Raw genomic sequence first — 16,839 nt, 5'->3', positions numbered from 1 at the left:
TTTAATACAACCAATTGATGCATTATTCTAAATCTTCAGCTATAGCATTCAGCTGTATTGCAATGCTTTTTTTTTCTTGTAAACCCGAAAAAGAACCTCGGCACTTAAATCTTCCTAAAACCGATTTAACTCAGGCAGACCTCATCCCAAAACCTTCAACTACAGAAGCTACATACAGCGCTTTTCCGTTAGATCGATTTACAGCTATTCACACAGCACCAGATTCATTAGATTTTAATGATGTCGGCTTGTTTTTAGCTGATAAACTAAAAGATTTAATACAGATGGATGTTCCTGTAAATACAGAGTTCCCGAATCAGGAAAGTGTCATCTATATTCACCATTCAAATAGTTTATCTAAAATAAATCAAGAGTCTTATTTTTTAAAGATTAATAGAGACTCTATTGTTTTGAGTGCTGCAAGTGCTGCCGGAGCCTTTAGAGGTATTCAGACTTTGCGCCAACTCATTCCTTCAAAAGCAAGTGATTCTATCATCGATTATCCTGTGTGGCCTATCCCTTCAGGAAGTATTAATGACAGCCCTTTATTTGCGTATCGCGGCGCTATGCTAGATGTAGCACGTCATTTTTTTACTGTGGAAGAAGTCAAAAAATATATTGATCTCCTGGCTTACTATAAGTACAATATTTTGCATCTACACCTGACAGATGATCAGGGATGGCGAATTGAAATAAAATCATGGCCCAAACTTACGGAGATAAGCGGAGTTACAGAAGTAGGTAGCGAGCCCGGTGGCTTTTACACACAAGAAGATTATAAAATTATTGTTGAGTACGCTGCCCAAAATCACATCACCATAATTCCCGAAGTCGATATGCCTGGTCATACCAATGCAGCTTCGGTGGCTTATCCTATTTTAAATGGAAACGGAAAAACTCCGAAAATATACCGAGGCACACACGTAGGTTTCAGCACGTTTGACACGCATAAGGATACGGTTTATACATTTATAGATGATGTTGTACGAGAGATCTCGGCATTAACGCCCGGACCTTATTTTCACATAGGTGGTGATGAAAGCCACGTGACCAAAAAGGACGATTATATCTATTTTGTAAATAAAGTTGAACAGATTGTTCAGCGCTACGACAAAATTATGATTGGTTGGGATGAAATTGTTACGGCAGATATTGATACTACATCTATTGCTCAGTTTTGGTCAAGTACAGACAATGCAAAAATGGCCGTAGCTAAAAACCTAAAGATAATTATGTCTCCTGCAAACAAAGCCTATCTGGATATGAAATATGATCTTGAGTCTGAATATGGCTTGAATTGGGCCGGCTATGTGCCAGTAGATACAGCCTACATTTGGAAACCGGAATCTTATAAAAATATACCTCAGAAAAATATATTGGGTATTGAGGCACCTTTATGGTCTGAAACTATTAGCACTATTAGCGAACTTGAGTACTTAGCGTTCCCAAGAGCTATAGGTTTTGCTGAGTTGAACTGGTCACAACCTGAAAACAGAGACTGGGAAAATTATAAAGCTCGTCTCGGCAACCAAGCTCCATTCTTAGAGAAGATGAATGTAAACTATTATCCTTCCCCTTTGATAGAATGGAAGACTGAAAGCGAAATACCCAAGACTTTAAAAAAATAAAAGTATATATCTTTAGTTATTGAATATAGACTTATAAAAAAAGCCTCCTGAATTTTGGCTTTAGGAGGCTTTTAGTTTACTAGAATTCATCTTACATATCCAACAGATATGCAAAAATAAGCGGAGCTACAATAGTAGCATCACTCTCGATTATAAATTTTGGTGTATTGATATCCAGTTTACCCCAGGTGATTTTTTCGTTAGGAACAGCTCCTGAGTACGAACCGTAACTGGTTGTAGAATCTGATATCTGACAGAAATAACTCCAAAATGGCGTGTCTTCGCGTTCCATATCCTGATACAACATAGGCACTACACATATAGGGAAATCCCCGGCAATACCACCACCTATTTGAAAGAAACCAATTCCGTTTTCAGAATTATTGGTGTACCAATCTGCTAAAAAGGTCATATATTCAATACCTGACTTCATTGTTGAAGCTTTTAGCTCTCCCTTTAACACATAAGAAGCAAAGATGTTACCCATTGTGCTATCTTCCCAACCCGGGCAGATTATTGGCAAGTTTTTCTCAGCCGCGGCATACATCCACGAGTCTTTTAAATCAATCTCATAGTATTCTTCAAGCACACCACTCAACAACATTTTATACATAAACTCGTGGGGTAAATAGCGCTCACCGGCATCATCTGCATCTTTCCAGATTTTGAAAATATGTTGTTGCAATCTGCGGAAAGCTTCCTCCTCAGGTATACAGGTATCGGTAACACGATTAAGACCTTTTTCTAAAAGATCCCATTCTTCCTGCGGAGTTAGATCTCGATAGTTAGGCACGCGTTTATAATGTGAATGCGCTACAAGATTCATAATATCTTCTTCAAGGTTTGCACCGGTACAAGAGATAATCTGAACCTTATCCTGACGGATCATTTCGGCAAAAATTTTACCCAACTCTGCGGTACTCATAGCACCGGCAAGAGAAACTAGCATTTTTGCACCATTCTCGAGTTGCGCTTCATAACCTTTTGCAGCATCTACAACCGAAGCAGCATTAAAGTGTAAATAATATTTTTCTATAAATTGAGAGATTGCTCCCTTAGTCTTCATCGTCATTTAGGTCAAATTTATTTACGCCGCCTTTAGAAGTTTTAGCTACGTAAGTATTATCATAATTATCTTCTATATCTTCTCCTTCAAATTTGTAGCTTAACATTTTATAATACAGTTTAGCAGCTAAAAAGTCTGAAGATTTATCGTGCTCGCTAGGGCAAAGTTCCATTATATCAAAGCCTACCACATTCTTTTCAGCAAAAAGACGCTTTAAGAAATCCATAGTTTCATACCAAAATAAACCACCCGGCTCAGGAGTTCCTGTAGATGGCATTATAGAAGGGTCTAATCCATCAAGATCAAATGTTACAAAAACGTGATCTGTACATAAATCTATAACCGTATCTGCCCAGTACTCATCCTGCACCATTTCGTGAGCGAAAAAGACTTTGTCCTCATCCATTACGGTTTTCTCAAGAGCATCCATACTTCGTATGCCTACCTGGATTAGATTTGTTGTCTGGCTAGCTTCATACATTGCACAGGCGTGGTTGCATTTGCTACCCATATATTCCTGACGCAAGTCTGTATGTGCGTCTATTTGTAATACCGTAAGATTGTCGTACAGCTCATTAAAAGCACGTATGGCACCTATTGATACCGAATGTTCACCACCAAATAGTGTAACAAACTTGTTACGTTTAATAAAGTCTTTAGTTGTTTTATGAACTTCTTGTACCATTGCTTCTGGAGAACTAGCTTCAGTTATTGCAGGAGCGAGATAAATACCCTGCTGATAAACTTCAGTATCAGTCTCAATATCGTAAGTCTCCATATTTTCTGATGCGTCTAAAAAAGCCTGCGGCCCTTTGTCTGCACCTTTACCCCAAGTACTAGTCCCATCATAAGGCACCGGGATTAGTACAATTTTTGAAGTCTCCAATTTGGCAAACTCATCAGGGATGCCAGCATAATTTTTAGTTGTACTCATAACCTAAAATCTTAAGCAATTGTTCTGCTTTTTGTTGTTCATTAAATATACGGGTTGTTAAGCTACCATTTTCATCCCTATCTATCAGAATATGTTTAGGCTGAGGGATTAAACAGTGTTGCAGACCGCCATAGCCTCCTATGGTTTCTTGATAAGCACCGGTATTAAAAAACCCGATGTATAATGGTTTGTCTTTTTTATATCTGGGTAAGTAAATCGCGTTACTGTGCTGCTCACTGTTGTAGTAATCATCACTATCACATGTTAGACCTCCTAACAGAACGCGCTCATATTCTTCATCCCAGCGGTTTACCGGTAGCATAATAAAGCGCTTGCTAATCGCCCAAGTGTCTGGCAAAGTAGTAATAAATGATGAATTTATCATATTCCACTTTTCACGATCATTTTGTTGCTTTTGGTACAACACTTCATAAATGGCACCGCCGCTTTCTCCTACTGTATAACTACCGAATTCTGTAAAAATATTAGGCACAGGCACCTCAGCCTCATCGCACGTGATCTTGATTTGATTGATGATCTCATCTACCATATAAGCATAGTCGTAATCAAAAGCCAACGAATTTTTAATAGGAAAGCCTCCACCAATGTTTAGACTGTCTAATGAAGGACAAATCTTTTTCAACCTAATATAGACCTTAAGACACTTATTCATCTCATTCCAGTAATACGCGTTGTCACGAATCCCTGTATTGATGAAAAAATGAAGCATTTTAAGTTCCAACTGATCATTATTCTTAATCTGGTCTTCATAAAAAGGAACAATATTCTTATATCCTATTCCTAACCTTGACGTATAAAACTCAAACTTAGGTTCTTCTTCTGAAGCAATACGAATACCTATTTTAAAATCACCTTTAATACCTTCAGTAAGCAGATTGATTTCCTCATAATTATCAATGATAGGAATGCAGTTCTTTTGCCCATCATTGATAAGATTGGTAATATTCTTTATGTATTGGTCCCGTTTAAAACCATTGCAAATCACAAATGTCTCATCTGTGATCTTACCATTTTCTTTCAGCTTATTTACAATATTGATATCAAAAGCAGAAGAAGTTTCTATATGAATATCATTTTTTAGAGCCTCATCAAGTACATGCTTAAAATGCGAACTTTTAGTACAATAGCAGTAATTATAAGATCCCTTATAGTTATGCTTTTTGACAGCATCTGCAAACCAGCCTTTGGCTCGGTTGATATTTTCAGAAATTTTTGGCAAATAACTGAATTTCAATGGAGCGCCATACTGCTCTACAAGAGCCATCAAGTCTATATCATGAAACTTTAATTGATTGTCCTCAAGTTTGAATTCCTCTTGAGGAAAGTAGAAAGATTGATCTATAAGATCTATATACTTTGTATTCATTAAATTGTTTAAAGCAGGAAATGTAAAAAAAGAATTTGATATACAATGCAATCAACTCTTAAGGTAATGTAAAAAAAATACTAATCTCCCTTTTTACAACACTTTAAATCTAAAATAAAAAATAAAACAAAGCCTTAAAGCATCATAAGATTATTAATCTCCTGCTCACTCAAGTGTTTATATTTACCTCTTGGCAGGTCTTTTTTTGTCAAACCGGCAAGTGTAACACAATCTACACGTACAACCTGATAATCTAAATGTTCAAAAACAGTACGTATAAGACTGCTTCCTATATTTCTTATACGAAGACCTACTTCTTTTTTAGGAGCTCCATCTACATATTTTAAATCTTCAACCTCGTACTTTTTACCATCTACCGTAAGACCCTTTTTAATTTTCTCAAGATCTTCACCTTTTAGGTTTTTATCAAGCTCTATATGAAAGAGACGCTGCAAACCGGCTTTTGAGTTGGTTAATTTTTGCATCACCTTCTCATCATTGGTAAATAAGATAAGTCCTGTTGCATTACGCCCCAATCTTCCTACCGGCTGAATTCTAGACTTTGTAGCGCTAGCCACGAGATCCATAACCGTCATTCCTTTAGAATTACTGGTGGTTACAGAAAAACCTTTTGGTTTATTAAGCAATACATACGCTTTAGACTCCGGGTTGATGCGACGACCGTCAAAACGCACATCATCATCTAAATTCACTTTATACCCCATCTCATTAATGATCTCGCCATTAACCGAAACCTGCCCGGTAGCGATATACATATCTGCCTCTCTGCGAGAACAGATGCCACTATTAGAAATATATTTATTTAAACGAATACCGCCTTTACCAGAACTGGCGGTCGCTGTGCGACTGCTAGCGGCTGTATTTTTCTTTATAGGAGCGTTCCCTCTTGCGTTACTTTTGCTACGCATATTGTTAGAACCGCGACCAGACGCTTTCCCGTCTCTCTTTCCATCTTGATGTCTGCTCATAATTTAAATTTTGTGCAAAGATACATATTTAAAAAACGAATTTAACACCTGAAACAAAGCTTCAAAGACATAAACTGAATGCCTAAAAAACTCTTCTTCTTAACCCTTAGTTCATATTAGAAACCAGTGCGGTTATTAAAACTGAAGGCTTGAGAAACAATAACAAATTAGTATGTATTAATTCAATCTAAAACCTTCTGAAAATTCACGACTTTCTTGCTTTTAATTAATAAAAATAGATTTGTTTAGAAATTGTCACTAACCTGAAATTTAACAGAAAAAGCAGGTATTTCATCAAATTAGCATAATACAAATTATACCGTGTAACGCAAGCTGAGTTAATATTTTTGAGACATCAATCACAAATAAAAAAAAACATGAAAAAGTTACACGTTTTAGTTTTAGCTCTTGCACTAACAGCTACAAACCTTTTTGCAAACACAGACCCAAAACCAGAATCAAAAAGTGTTGAGCTTCGTGCTCAGGTTGTAGCACTTTTAGGAAATTCTGATATCGAATTAGAGCAGGATATACTAGAAAACAACATTCACTTTATGGTGACTGCTCAAGGGAAACTTGTTGTACTCAATGTAGATACGGAAAATAAAATCATTGAAAACTACATCAAATCAAGATTAAACTACAAAAAGACCGATATTAAAGTATCAGGGAATCGTTTTTTCAATATTACCTATACCATTAAAAAAGCATAAGTAGTAATTAGTTTATTTGAGTCAGCCTTAAAAGCCATCCTCTCAGATGGCTTTTTTTTTTATAGAATACGGTTGATCACAACATCTGTATCAATTAGTAAAATACTAAAAACACCTAGCACGATAATTAATTTCAAAATATTGTGTAAAAGCAGGTAATGCAACTTCTCGTTAGACTTCCACAACCAGAATAAAAAAACCAGTAGCAGAATCATACTTAAATAGAAATAGTAGCTCATCAACCCTACATCAAAGTTGTTGATGAGTAAAAAAGCGGGAATTACTGTAATACCCACAAGTAATGTTATTAAAGCTTTGGTAGGACGTTCTCCATAAATAACTGGAAACGTATGATAACCTAGGGCAATATCTCCTTTTATATTTTCCAGATCTTTAATAAGCTCGCGCACTATTATAATCAAACCCAAAAATAATGCGTGTACAAAAATCACTTTTTCAAAATTTCGGTAATAAATAAATACTGCAAAAAAAGGAGTTAACGCAAGAGATGCAGAAGTAAGATTTCCAAGAAAAAGAACTTTCTTCAGTTTGTGGGAGTAAAACCAAATCCCGAAAATATAGGCTGAGAAGAACAGCACTGCAAAGAAAGAAACATAGCTAGCAACAATGACTGAAATGAAATTGAGTACAAAATACAAAGTGAGTATTTTTTTCTGGCTCACCATATGGTCTAGCCTCGTCTTATTAGGCCTGTTGATCAAATCTTTTGCACTATCGTAAAAACTATTAATAATGTACCCCCCGGCGATAACCAGAGAAGTAGACAACACAATTAAAAATAGATTAAGATCAAGCACTACATCTCGCGCACGTAGATTATCTGGCGATAAAATGAATATCGAAGCCAGGTATTGTGCTAAAACAATAATAAGAATGTTATACCCACGCACCACCGAAAACAAACTCAAAAATTTGAGAAGTAACAGTTTATTTCTTCGGCTTATGCGAGACATAAACGAGTATTTTAAATGAAGATAATTCTTAGAAGTTATAGACCACTTCTAATTTGTGACCATCAAGTGACCTACGGGCTTTATCAATATCTTCGGTAAAACCTAAAATATAACCGCCACCTCCAGAACCGCAAAGCTTCAAATAGTAATCATTAGAATCTAAGCCTTGTTTCCATAGATCATGAAAACTTGCAGGGATCATAGGTTTAAAATTGCGAAGCACCGTTTTAGAAAGTTGTTTAACATTACTAAAAAGCGACTTCACATCACCTTTTAAAAAGTCATCGATACAAGCATCGGTATGTTTGACAAACTGATTTTTTAACATTTTACGAAAACCTTCTTGCTTCATACTTTCCATAAATATATTGATCATCGGTGCTGTCTCGCCTACAATACCACTATCTAAAAGAAAAACTGCTCCTTTACCGTCAACGGTTTGAGAAGGAATTCCGGCAGGCTCTATATCATCTTTGCTATTGATCAAAATAGGCAGGCTCAAATAACTATTTAAAGGATCTAAACCAGAAGATTTTCCATGAAAAAAAGACTCCATCTGCGCAAAAATCTGCTTAAGCGTCAATAATTTTTCACGGGTAAGATTCTCCAAAATTGTGATCTTATCACTTGCATATTTATCGTAAATGGAAGCGACAAGCGCACCGCTACTCCCCACTCCATAGCCTTGAGGAATAGTACTGTCAAAATACATACCTTCAGCTATATCAGCCTTTAAAGCTTCAATATCAAACTGCACTAATTCCGGTTGATTTTCTTGTAGTAACTGAAGATACTCAGCAAAACGACCTAAACTTTCGTTAGATTTAACAGCGATCTCATCTGGATTTTCATCTAGTTTTAAAGCACCCTTATAAAAGTTATAAGGTATAGATAAACCCTTTGAATCCTTGATGATTCCGTACTCACCAAAAAGAAGAATTTTTGAATAAAATAAAGGTCCTTTCATAAATCTACTAGTTATTAGGCCTTGGCAAAGTTACAACTTAATTGCGCCACTTCCCACACTGTCAAAAATATACCTGTTATCCTGACAGTATTTACTTAAATCATTCTTAATAAATTCGTGAATCTGCTCTTTATCTATATCCGAAAATAAAACATGAACATTCGCACCCGCATCTAGCGTAAAACACACAGGTATACCGGTTTCTCTTCGATATTCCCAAATCTTATCTATAATATGAAGTGTGTTTGGCTTCATTAAAATAAAATAAGGGTTACTGGTAAGCATCATTGCGTGTAGCGTAAGCGCTTCACTTTCTACAAGCCTCACAAACCCATCTAAATCTCCGGTTTTTAAAATAGGGATGAGGTTAGATAAATTTACCACAGCCTGTTCAAAACGACTTGCAGCATAGGCATGATTGTGCATCAAGTTATGCCCCACAGTACTACTCACTGGCTTTTCTCCTTTATCTACTAAAAGAATAGCATCTTGATAGTTATCAAAAACCGGGTGTATTTCATACGGATATTGAACTCCGTATAAATCGCTGCTCCCTTTTATTTCTGCATGTTCTCCCCAGACAACTAAAGGACCTTCTAAAGATCTACAACCACTTCCTGAACCCAACCGCGCAATAAACGAAGCTTTTTGATTGAAATGTTTCAAAGTCATTTCTGGCTGCATTTCGCGTTCCATTTCCACCAAACATAATGCAAGAGCACTTAAACCGCTAGCAGAAGAAGCGATACCGGAACTATGAGGGAAACTGTTTGATGTTTCAATAGTAAACACATAATCTTTTACAAAAGGCAGATAAGATTGAATACGCCCAAAGAATTGATGAATTTTAGGCTCAAAACCAGGCTTGTGTTTCCCATCTAAAATCACCTTAAGCTCATATTCATCAGTGACTTTCTCACGCTTAACATAACTCAATTTAGTTGTGGTCTTACATGTATCTAGTGTAAAACTAATTGAAGGGTTTTTAGGTATTTGCACACCGTGTTTACCCCAATATTTAATTAGAGCTATATTACTAGGGGAAGCATAACTCACTGACTGACTTGTCAGTGCCTGAGTGTAGACCTCAGGATGAAATTTGGTAGTTGTCATACTGCAAATATACTGTCTCTAAAAACTTATGAAAGTTTAAACTCAATTTTTTAATGAATTAAAAACTCATATTTATTTTCTAAATTAGTAACAAGTACAGTTCTAATGATCACACAAAAGGCTTTACGTATTTTAATACCCGTAACGATTTGCTTAATCGTGGGATTTCTTAGTGCAATAGCGACTCAAAGCAGCGTTGACGTGTGGTATATTAATTTAGAAAAGCCTTTTTTCACTCCACCCAATTGGTTATTTGGCCCCATATGGACGCTTCTCTATATACTTATGGGTGTAGCAGCAGGTATGGTTTGGAACAAAGGTTTCTACCATAAATGGGTAAAAACAGCTCTATATCATTTTGGTTTTCAACTTATATTAAATGCCAGTTGGTCTATATTTTTTTTCGGGCTTAAACTTATATTACCTGCACTTATTATTATTTTGGCTTTGATTATTCTCTTACTTTTTACTTTTAAATGGTTTAAAGTAGTGAATCCTAGTGCGGCGACTCTATTAATCCCCTATATAATATGGGTAGCATATGCAACAGCTCTCAATTTTGAAATCTGGCGTCTCAATTAAAGGCTTTCTGCCAGAGCCTTTGCTGCGATAAAACCACCCGTCCAGGCATTTTGAAAGTTAAACCCTCCCGTTACTGCATCTATATTAAGTACCTCACCTACCAGATACAAGGCCTTGATCTTTTTACTTTGATATGTTTTAAAATCAATTTCAGTGAGATCAACACCCCCTGCAGTCACAAATTCCTCTTTAAAAGTACTTTTTCCACTTACACGAAAATGACACGTTAGCAATTGTTGCTCCAGATCATTAAGCATAGCTTTATTAAGATCTGCCCATTTTAAAGAATCAGAAATCCCTGAAGCTTTAACCAAACTTTGCCAAAGGCGTTTAGGTAAATCAAAAGGAGCCCACTTCGCAACAGTCTGTTTTGCCAGATTAAATTTTGATTCTCTCAAGGCTTCCCGTAATTGATTTATATTATAATCTGGCAACCAAGAAATCTCAATTAGAAATTCATAATTAGATGCTTTTAAAGTGCGAGCACCCCAAGCTGATAATTTAAGAATTCCCGGCCCGCTCATACCCCAATGCGTTATTAAAACTGGTCCTTCAGTACCATTCTGGTCAATTTGTGTCTCATTTACAAGTAATGATCTTTTATTTAAATCTAAAAGCTTCACTCGAGCTTGAGTAGCAACTCCTGCTAAATTTGTGATACGCTCATCTTTTATATTAAATGTAAACAAAGATGGCACTGTGGAAGTCACTTTTACCCGAGCTTCCTCTAGTAATTTCAACATCTTAGGATTACTCCCGGTAGCCACAACAACGGTTTTGGAGAGATAAGTGAAATTTTTAGAACCTAATTCAAAGGTATTATCATCAACTTTTTTTAATGATGTCACAGGTGTTTTAGTTTCTATCGCTATGTTGTAGTGCGAAGCCTTTTCAAGAAAACAATCTATAATACTTTGTGAACTGTCGCTTTGCGGAAAAACCCTCCCGTCTTCTTCTATTTTCAAAGGAATACCTAAATCTTCAAACCAAGCCATTGTATCCCCAGTCATAAACGTATGAAAAGGCCCCAGCAATTCTCTTTTTCCTCTTGGATAAAAATCGGTAAGTAGTCTAGGTTCAAACACAGCGTGCGTCAAATTACAACGACCACCGCCCGAAACACGCACTTTCTCAAGAACCTGACCTCCTCGTTCTAGAATAATAATTGAGCTTCCAGGTCTGTTTTTAGCTAAATTAATTGCAGTAAAAAACCCGGCTGCTCCACCTCCAATAATTATCGAATCGTAAATCATTTTACAAAGATACCACCAAGCTTGATTTCTCTAACTAAACTACTATAAATTTAAAAATCGTTTAATCGATTTAGCACCTTATTAAATAAGCTTTTAAGAATTTTGAATTCAGAGATTACGCAGATTTGACGTTTTAAGGATTAAAAAGGGTGTTTTGTGCAGGTAAAAAAGTACTATTTGAGGTGCTTTTTTGAGCTTACTTTTATTTTTTTTCAAAAAAAAAGAATCATAAGATTCACTAAACTCTTTTAGGCGAAAAATTCAACAGCATGAATATTTCATAATTTTTTCACTATATTATCAAATATTATTAATCATTTGATAATATATTGAGGATAAGCGTATTTCTTACAGTTTTCAAAACTATATCGATTTCGTTACTTAAACGTTGTAGTTACCCTTGTTTATTCAATTATTTATATAAATTTGATAACCAAGAAACACTTTTGGAAAAACCAATAATTCAATTAAAATTCAAACTTATGAAGCATGTAATACTTAAAAGTATGTTGTTTTTCGCTTCGCTCTTACTGGCAGGTATGGCGCAAGCACAAACAGTATCCGGAACAGTATCAGAACCCAATGGCCCATTGCCTGGCGCAAACGTTCTAGTCAAAGGAACCACAAATGGCACTACAACAGATTTTGATGGTAACTATACCTTAAATAACGTTCCTTCAGATGCAACACTTGTATTTAGTTATGTAGGATTTTCACAACAGGAGGTTGCTGTTAATGGCAGATCTACTATTAGTGTAACCCTAGAAGAAGATGCTGCAGCTCTTGAAGAGGTTGTGGTTATTGGTTATGGATCTACGACAGTAAAAGATGCTACTGGTTCGGTTGCGTCAGTAACTTCTGAAGATTTTCAAAAAGGGGTAATCTCTTCTCCTGAACAATTAATTCAAGGTAAGACCGCTGGTGTTCAAATTGCATCGGGTAGTGGTGAACCAGGGTCAGGAATTGCTATACGCATTAGAGGTACATCTTCTGTAAGGTCAAACAACAACCCTTTATTTGTAGTGGATGGTGTACCCCTTCCATCTGGAGACACTTCTGCTGAAGGATCCGATATAGGGGTAGGAAGTAGTGCAGCTAGAAACCCTTTAAGTTTCTTAAACCCAAATGATATTGAAAATATTAGTATTTTGAAGGATGCCTCTTCTACTGCTATTTATGGATCTCGTGGCGCAAACGGTGTAGTAATCATTACGACTAAAAGTGGTCGCGGGGGAGCAAGTGGCGGTACTTTTGAAGTTTCATCAGAAGTTAGTGTTGCTAACCCAGCAAATGAATATGACTTACTCAATCGCCAGCAATTTTTAAGTACGGTTGCTGCCTTTGGAGGTACTGCGAGAGACTTAGGTAATGACACAGACTGGCAATCACTGGTGACAAGAAATACAATTTCTACTAACACAAACTTTGCCTATTCTCAGAACTACGGTTCTGGTAATGTTAGAGCAACTTTCAATTATGGCAATCAAGAAGGGGTTGTAAATAAATCTTCTCAAGAGCGTATAGTAGGTAGGCTAAATGCTTCACAACGCTTATTTGATGACAAATTATTGCTTACCCTTCAAAGTACTTTATCTCGGGTAAATGATGAAGCTCCTCCACTAAGTGGTAGTGCTGGTTCTACAGGAGATCTCTTAGGTGCTGCATATTCTGCAAACCCAACTTGGCCTGCAGACCCTACATTTAATCCTGGAGACCGTATAAACCCTTTAAATCTAATTCAGAATTTTCAGAGTTTAGCTCAAACAGATCGTTTCTTACTGAATCTATCGGGATCTTATGATATAACAGATAACATTTTAGCTAAGGCTACTTTTGGATATGACGTTGCTAATTCAGCAAGAAACGCATCATTGAATGCAAATTCTTTCAACGTTTCACGGGGTGCAGCCGGTAATGGTAGAGGTGCTTTAAATGAGGTTGATAATGATAATAGACTGCTTGAGTTAACCCTTAATTATAAAAAAGATTTCGGAAATTCTAAGTTTGATGGTTTAATAGGGTTCTCCTACCAACAATTTCAAGCTTCGGGCAGAAATATTGAAGGCTTTGGTTATCAAACAACAGATCTAGATCTAATGGCAGATGATCTTAATAATGCTGTTGGCAGATTAGAGTCATTGATCAATGGGGGTTATCAGCAATATGGTTACTCTGCTGGAACAGGTTTGTTTGTTAACAGACTCTTTCCCGAGCCTTCTAATGAATCATTGGGAGAGGTTTCTAACTTGCCTTTACGATCAGTATTCGCTAATACATTTGATAATACTGATGAGCTTCAATCCTATTTTGCTCGTGTTAATTATACAATTGCAGATAAATACTTATTTACAGCAACCGTACGAGCTGATGGATCATCAAAATTTGGTGGAAATAATCAGTATGGTATTTTTCCATCCGCTGCATTTGCCTGGAAAATTAATAATGAAGCGTTTGCTGGAGATACCTTCTCAACACTTAAACTAAGATTGAGCTACGGTATAACAGGTAATCAGGATGGTCTAGGTTATGGTCAATTTGTGAGAAGACAACGGTATTCTGATGGTAGCATTAATGATGACGGAGCTATTAACATTCCGGGAATTACAACAGTTGCCTTTGCTAATCCAGACTTGAAATGGGAAGAAACTACACAATACGCTGCCGGTTTAGACTTTGGCTTTGATAATGACCGCTTTAGTGGTAGTTTTGATGTGTATCGCAAAGAAACCCGTGATTTATTGTTAAATATTGAAGCTGCTCAACCATCACCACAGCCCTTTTTCTTTCAAAATTTAGATGCTGTTGTATTAAACACTGGTTTTGAAGTCGCATTGAATTACGATATACTTCAAGGAGAAGATTTTAACTGGACTTTTGGAGTGAATCTTGCCTATAATAAAAATGAAATTCAAGATTTTGATGGAAGAATTGCTGCAGGAACAATACGCGGTGCAGGTCTTACAGGGGCATTTGCACAAAGACTACAGACAGGTCAACCTATTTATTCCTTTTACTTAAGAGAATTTATTGGATTTGACGCTAACGGTAACCCAACCTTTGAAGGCGGTGTTGATAATCAAAAATTTGTAGGTAAAAGTGCCTTGCCAGATTTCACAGGAGGTATTTCAACCTCAGCCAGCTATAAAAACTGGAGTGCTTCATTATACTTTAATGGACAAGCCGGAAATTACATCTATAACAATACCGCTAACGCATTTTTTACTGGTGGAGCTATTGGTAGTGGAAACAATGTTACAACCGATGTTATTGATCTGGCAGGGGTTGAAGGTAGATTTGCTGAAGCATCAGTTTCAACACGTTTTTTAGAGAAAGGCGATTTCTTAAGATTACAAACAGCATCATTATCCTATAATGTTCCTATTCAAGGCGTAGGATTTTTTAAGAGTATGCGTTTTAACTTAACTGGTCAAAACTTATTTGTCCTAACAAGCTATAGCGGGTTAGACCCTGAAGTTAGTGTTGTACCAGGAGGTGGTGATTTATTAAATGGATTACCAATCGCAGGTATTGATTACACATCATTCCCTAGACCAAGGATTTATAGCCTTGGGGTAAACTTAACTTTTTAAAAAATAGATATGAAAATAAGAACAATAATTAAACCCTTTGCGTTATCAGCACTTATTATTAGTGCTTTGATATCCTGTACAGATTTAGAAATTGAGGAGACCGATTCCATTATTAGTAAAGATACTGGCGACTTTACATTCTCGCCATTAGCAGATCCGGCATCTTCCCTAAGTGACCTCTACAACAAGATAGGTGGTGATTTTCAAGGTCAAGATAATATCTATGCACTTAATGAAGTTACTACAGATGAACTTTTAGTGCCTACTCGAGGTACTGACTGGGGAGATAATGGGGTGTGGAGACAACTCCATACACATACTTGGAATTCTGCACATTTATTTATAAAAAATGCTTGGAACACTCTGAACCAAAATATTTTTAGAGCTTCTGAAATTATAGAAAGTAATCCTTCTCCTGCTATTATTGCTGAAGCAAAATTTTTAAGAGCATATAATATGTTCTTTGTTATGGATTTCTATGGTTCTGTTCCATTTAGAGAAGTTGACGAAGGTCCTAAAGTTAACCCTAGAGTTTTAACAAGACCAGAAGCCTATGCTTTTGTACTTCAAGATTTAACAGAAGCCTTACCTGATCTTCCATCTACCGGACCAGATTTAACTAAAACTGTAAAAGCTACTAAAGAAGCAGCTCAATTTTTAATGGCAAAGTTATATTTAAATGCCTCTGTTTATAGTAGTTCTGGTGAATTTGACTCCGCTGATATGGATAAAGTTATTGCTGCTGTAGATGCTATTACAGCAAGCGGATTTGCTATTGAGTCTGAAAAAAGCTATTTTGAAATTTTTGAACCCACTGAAGATACCGAAACTATTTTCTTTTTAAGAAGTGAAGTTGCTCCAAGAATTTGGAATACGCTACATTACAATCAAAATGCTCCCGATAATACTGGTGGTGGTTGGAATGGATTTTCTACTCTTGCTGAGTTTTATGACAAGTTTGAAGGTGATCCCAATACAAATTACGAAGGCGACGGTCAGGAAGAGCGTAGAGGTATTGTGTGGGATAACACCAATGCAAATGATCTTAATCTTGGAATAGGCTATGGATTCCTTATCGGACAGCAATATGACTCAGATGGTTCTATGCTAAAAAACAGACAAGGCGGACCTTTATCTTTTACTAAAGAAATTCCCTCTTTGGTAGGTAATACAGAGGTACAAGGTATACGACTTATTAAATATCATCCTTATGATCCAATTCCCGATACAGGTGATGATACAAGTCCTTTTATTGAATCTTTTAGAAGACATCAAGTCTTTTTTAGATACGCTGATGCTTACTTAATGAAAGCAGAAGCAATGTTTAGAAAAGGGCAGACTGCAGAGGCTTTAACTATGGTAAATACTTTAAGATCTAGTAGAGATAACACCCCTGCATTAACAAGTCTTGACGAATCATCCTTATTAGATGAGCGTGCCAGAGAGTTGTTTATAGAAACCTGGAGAAGAAATGATCTTGTACGTTTTAATCAGTTCACTTCACCTTGGGCGCTCAAAGAAGTTTCCGGGGACCCTAACGTTAATCTGTTCCCAATTCCAGAAACTGCTTTATTATCAAATCCAAATCTTGTTCAAAATCCTGGATATTAATCCTTATATTTTGTTACCCATAATAGAAAAGA

The 16,839-nt window shown here is 36.4% G+C and carries 13 protein-coding genes; 5 read left to right on the top strand and 8 right to left on the bottom strand.

All coding sequences use genetic code 11. The features are described from left to right. Window positions 1–17: 17 nt before the first annotated feature. Window positions 18–1,628, top strand: coding sequence for a family 20 glycosylhydrolase (locus DSM02_RS13895; protein WP_164918319.1), 1,611 nt, complete (start codon window positions 18–20; stop codon window positions 1,626–1,628). Between the two features lie 91 nt (window positions 1,629–1,719). Here the strand turns inward: DSM02_RS13895 and DSM02_RS13890 are convergent, their stop codons facing one another. The 4 genes from DSM02_RS13890 to DSM02_RS13875 form a co-directional block, all read right to left on the bottom strand. Continuing rightward, window positions 1,720–2,694 carry a deoxyhypusine synthase family protein gene (locus tag DSM02_RS13890; RefSeq protein ID WP_128762716.1) on the bottom strand — a complete coding sequence of 325 codons (975 nt, stop codon included), beginning with the start codon at window positions 2,692–2,694 and terminating at the stop codon, window positions 1,720–1,722. Continuing rightward, entirely contained in the window at window positions 2,684–3,628 is a 945-nt protein-coding gene (gene speB, locus DSM02_RS13885) for an agmatinase (protein ID WP_128766223.1), read from the bottom strand. Before speB ends, DSM02_RS13890 begins: the two co-directional genes overlap by 11 nt. Beyond that, a complete protein-coding gene (locus DSM02_RS13880) occupies window positions 3,615–5,015 on the bottom strand; it encodes an arginine decarboxylase (protein WP_128766222.1) in 1,401 nt (466 codons plus the stop codon). The genes speB and DSM02_RS13880 overlap by 14 nt, the downstream gene beginning before the upstream one ends. A 134-nt stretch (window positions 5,016–5,149) precedes the next feature. Further along, window positions 5,150–6,004, bottom strand: a complete 855-nt coding sequence (locus tag DSM02_RS13875) for a pseudouridine synthase (RefSeq protein WP_128766221.1) — start codon at window positions 6,002–6,004, stop codon at window positions 5,150–5,152. Between the two features lie 377 nt (window positions 6,005–6,381). Here DSM02_RS13875 and DSM02_RS13870 point away from each other — a divergent pair, with 377 nt between their 5' ends. Further along, window positions 6,382–6,717, top strand: a complete 336-nt coding sequence (locus DSM02_RS13870; protein ID WP_128766220.1) for a hypothetical protein — start codon at window positions 6,382–6,384, stop codon at window positions 6,715–6,717. Window positions 6,718–6,776: 59 nt separating this feature from the next. Here the strand turns inward: DSM02_RS13870 and DSM02_RS13865 are convergent, their stop codons facing one another. Genes DSM02_RS13865 through DSM02_RS13855 form a run of 3 tightly spaced genes read right to left on the bottom strand, consistent with a single transcriptional unit; the run spans window position 6,777 to window position 9,771 of the window. Next, window positions 6,777–7,691, bottom strand: a complete 915-nt coding sequence (locus tag DSM02_RS13865) for a geranylgeranylglycerol-phosphate geranylgeranyltransferase (RefSeq protein WP_128766219.1) — start codon at window positions 7,689–7,691, stop codon at window positions 6,777–6,779. A 28-nt stretch (window positions 7,692–7,719) separates the two neighbouring features. After that, on the bottom strand, window positions 7,720–8,658 hold the full coding sequence (locus DSM02_RS13860) for a mevalonate kinase family protein (RefSeq protein ID WP_128766218.1): 939 nt from the start codon (window positions 8,656–8,658) through the stop codon (window positions 7,720–7,722). A gap of 30 nt (window positions 8,659–8,688) precedes the next feature. Beyond that, complete coding sequence (locus DSM02_RS13855) at window positions 8,689–9,771, bottom strand: diphosphomevalonate/mevalonate 3,5-bisphosphate decarboxylase family protein (RefSeq protein WP_128766217.1); 1,083 nt, start codon at window positions 9,769–9,771, stop codon at window positions 8,689–8,691. A gap of 105 nt (window positions 9,772–9,876) precedes the next feature. Between DSM02_RS13855 and DSM02_RS13850 the strand changes: the two genes are divergently transcribed. Then, window positions 9,877–10,353, top strand: a complete 477-nt coding sequence (locus tag DSM02_RS13850) for a TspO/MBR family protein (RefSeq protein WP_205875153.1) — start codon at window positions 9,877–9,879, stop codon at window positions 10,351–10,353. Here DSM02_RS13850 and DSM02_RS13845 read toward each other — a convergent pair. Beyond that, entirely contained in the window at window positions 10,350–11,606 is a 1,257-nt protein-coding gene (locus DSM02_RS13845; RefSeq protein WP_128766216.1) for a BaiN/RdsA family NAD(P)/FAD-dependent oxidoreductase, read from the bottom strand. The two genes, DSM02_RS13850 and DSM02_RS13845, sit on opposite strands and share 4 nt — an antisense overlap. Before the next feature lie 482 nt (window positions 11,607–12,088). Here DSM02_RS13845 and DSM02_RS13840 point away from each other — a divergent pair, with 482 nt between their 5' ends. Both DSM02_RS13840 and DSM02_RS13835 read left to right on the top strand, forming a co-directional pair. Next, window positions 12,089–15,196: a SusC/RagA family TonB-linked outer membrane protein gene (locus tag DSM02_RS13840; RefSeq protein WP_128766215.1), complete on the top strand. Its 3,108-nt coding sequence runs from the start codon at window positions 12,089–12,091 to the stop codon at window positions 15,194–15,196. A gap of 9 nt (window positions 15,197–15,205) precedes the next feature. Further along, complete coding sequence (locus DSM02_RS13835; RefSeq protein ID WP_128766214.1) at window positions 15,206–16,807, top strand: RagB/SusD family nutrient uptake outer membrane protein; 1,602 nt, start codon at window positions 15,206–15,208, stop codon at window positions 16,805–16,807. Window positions 16,808–16,839: the final 32 nt, after the last annotated feature.

It is taken from the genome of Leeuwenhoekiella polynyae (assembly GCF_004104075.1).
GTDB lineage: Bacteria > Bacteroidota > Bacteroidia > Flavobacteriales > Flavobacteriaceae > Leeuwenhoekiella > Leeuwenhoekiella polynyae.
Note: the sequence above shows the minus strand (reverse complement) of the source record. Positions and strands in the feature narration are given on the sequence as shown.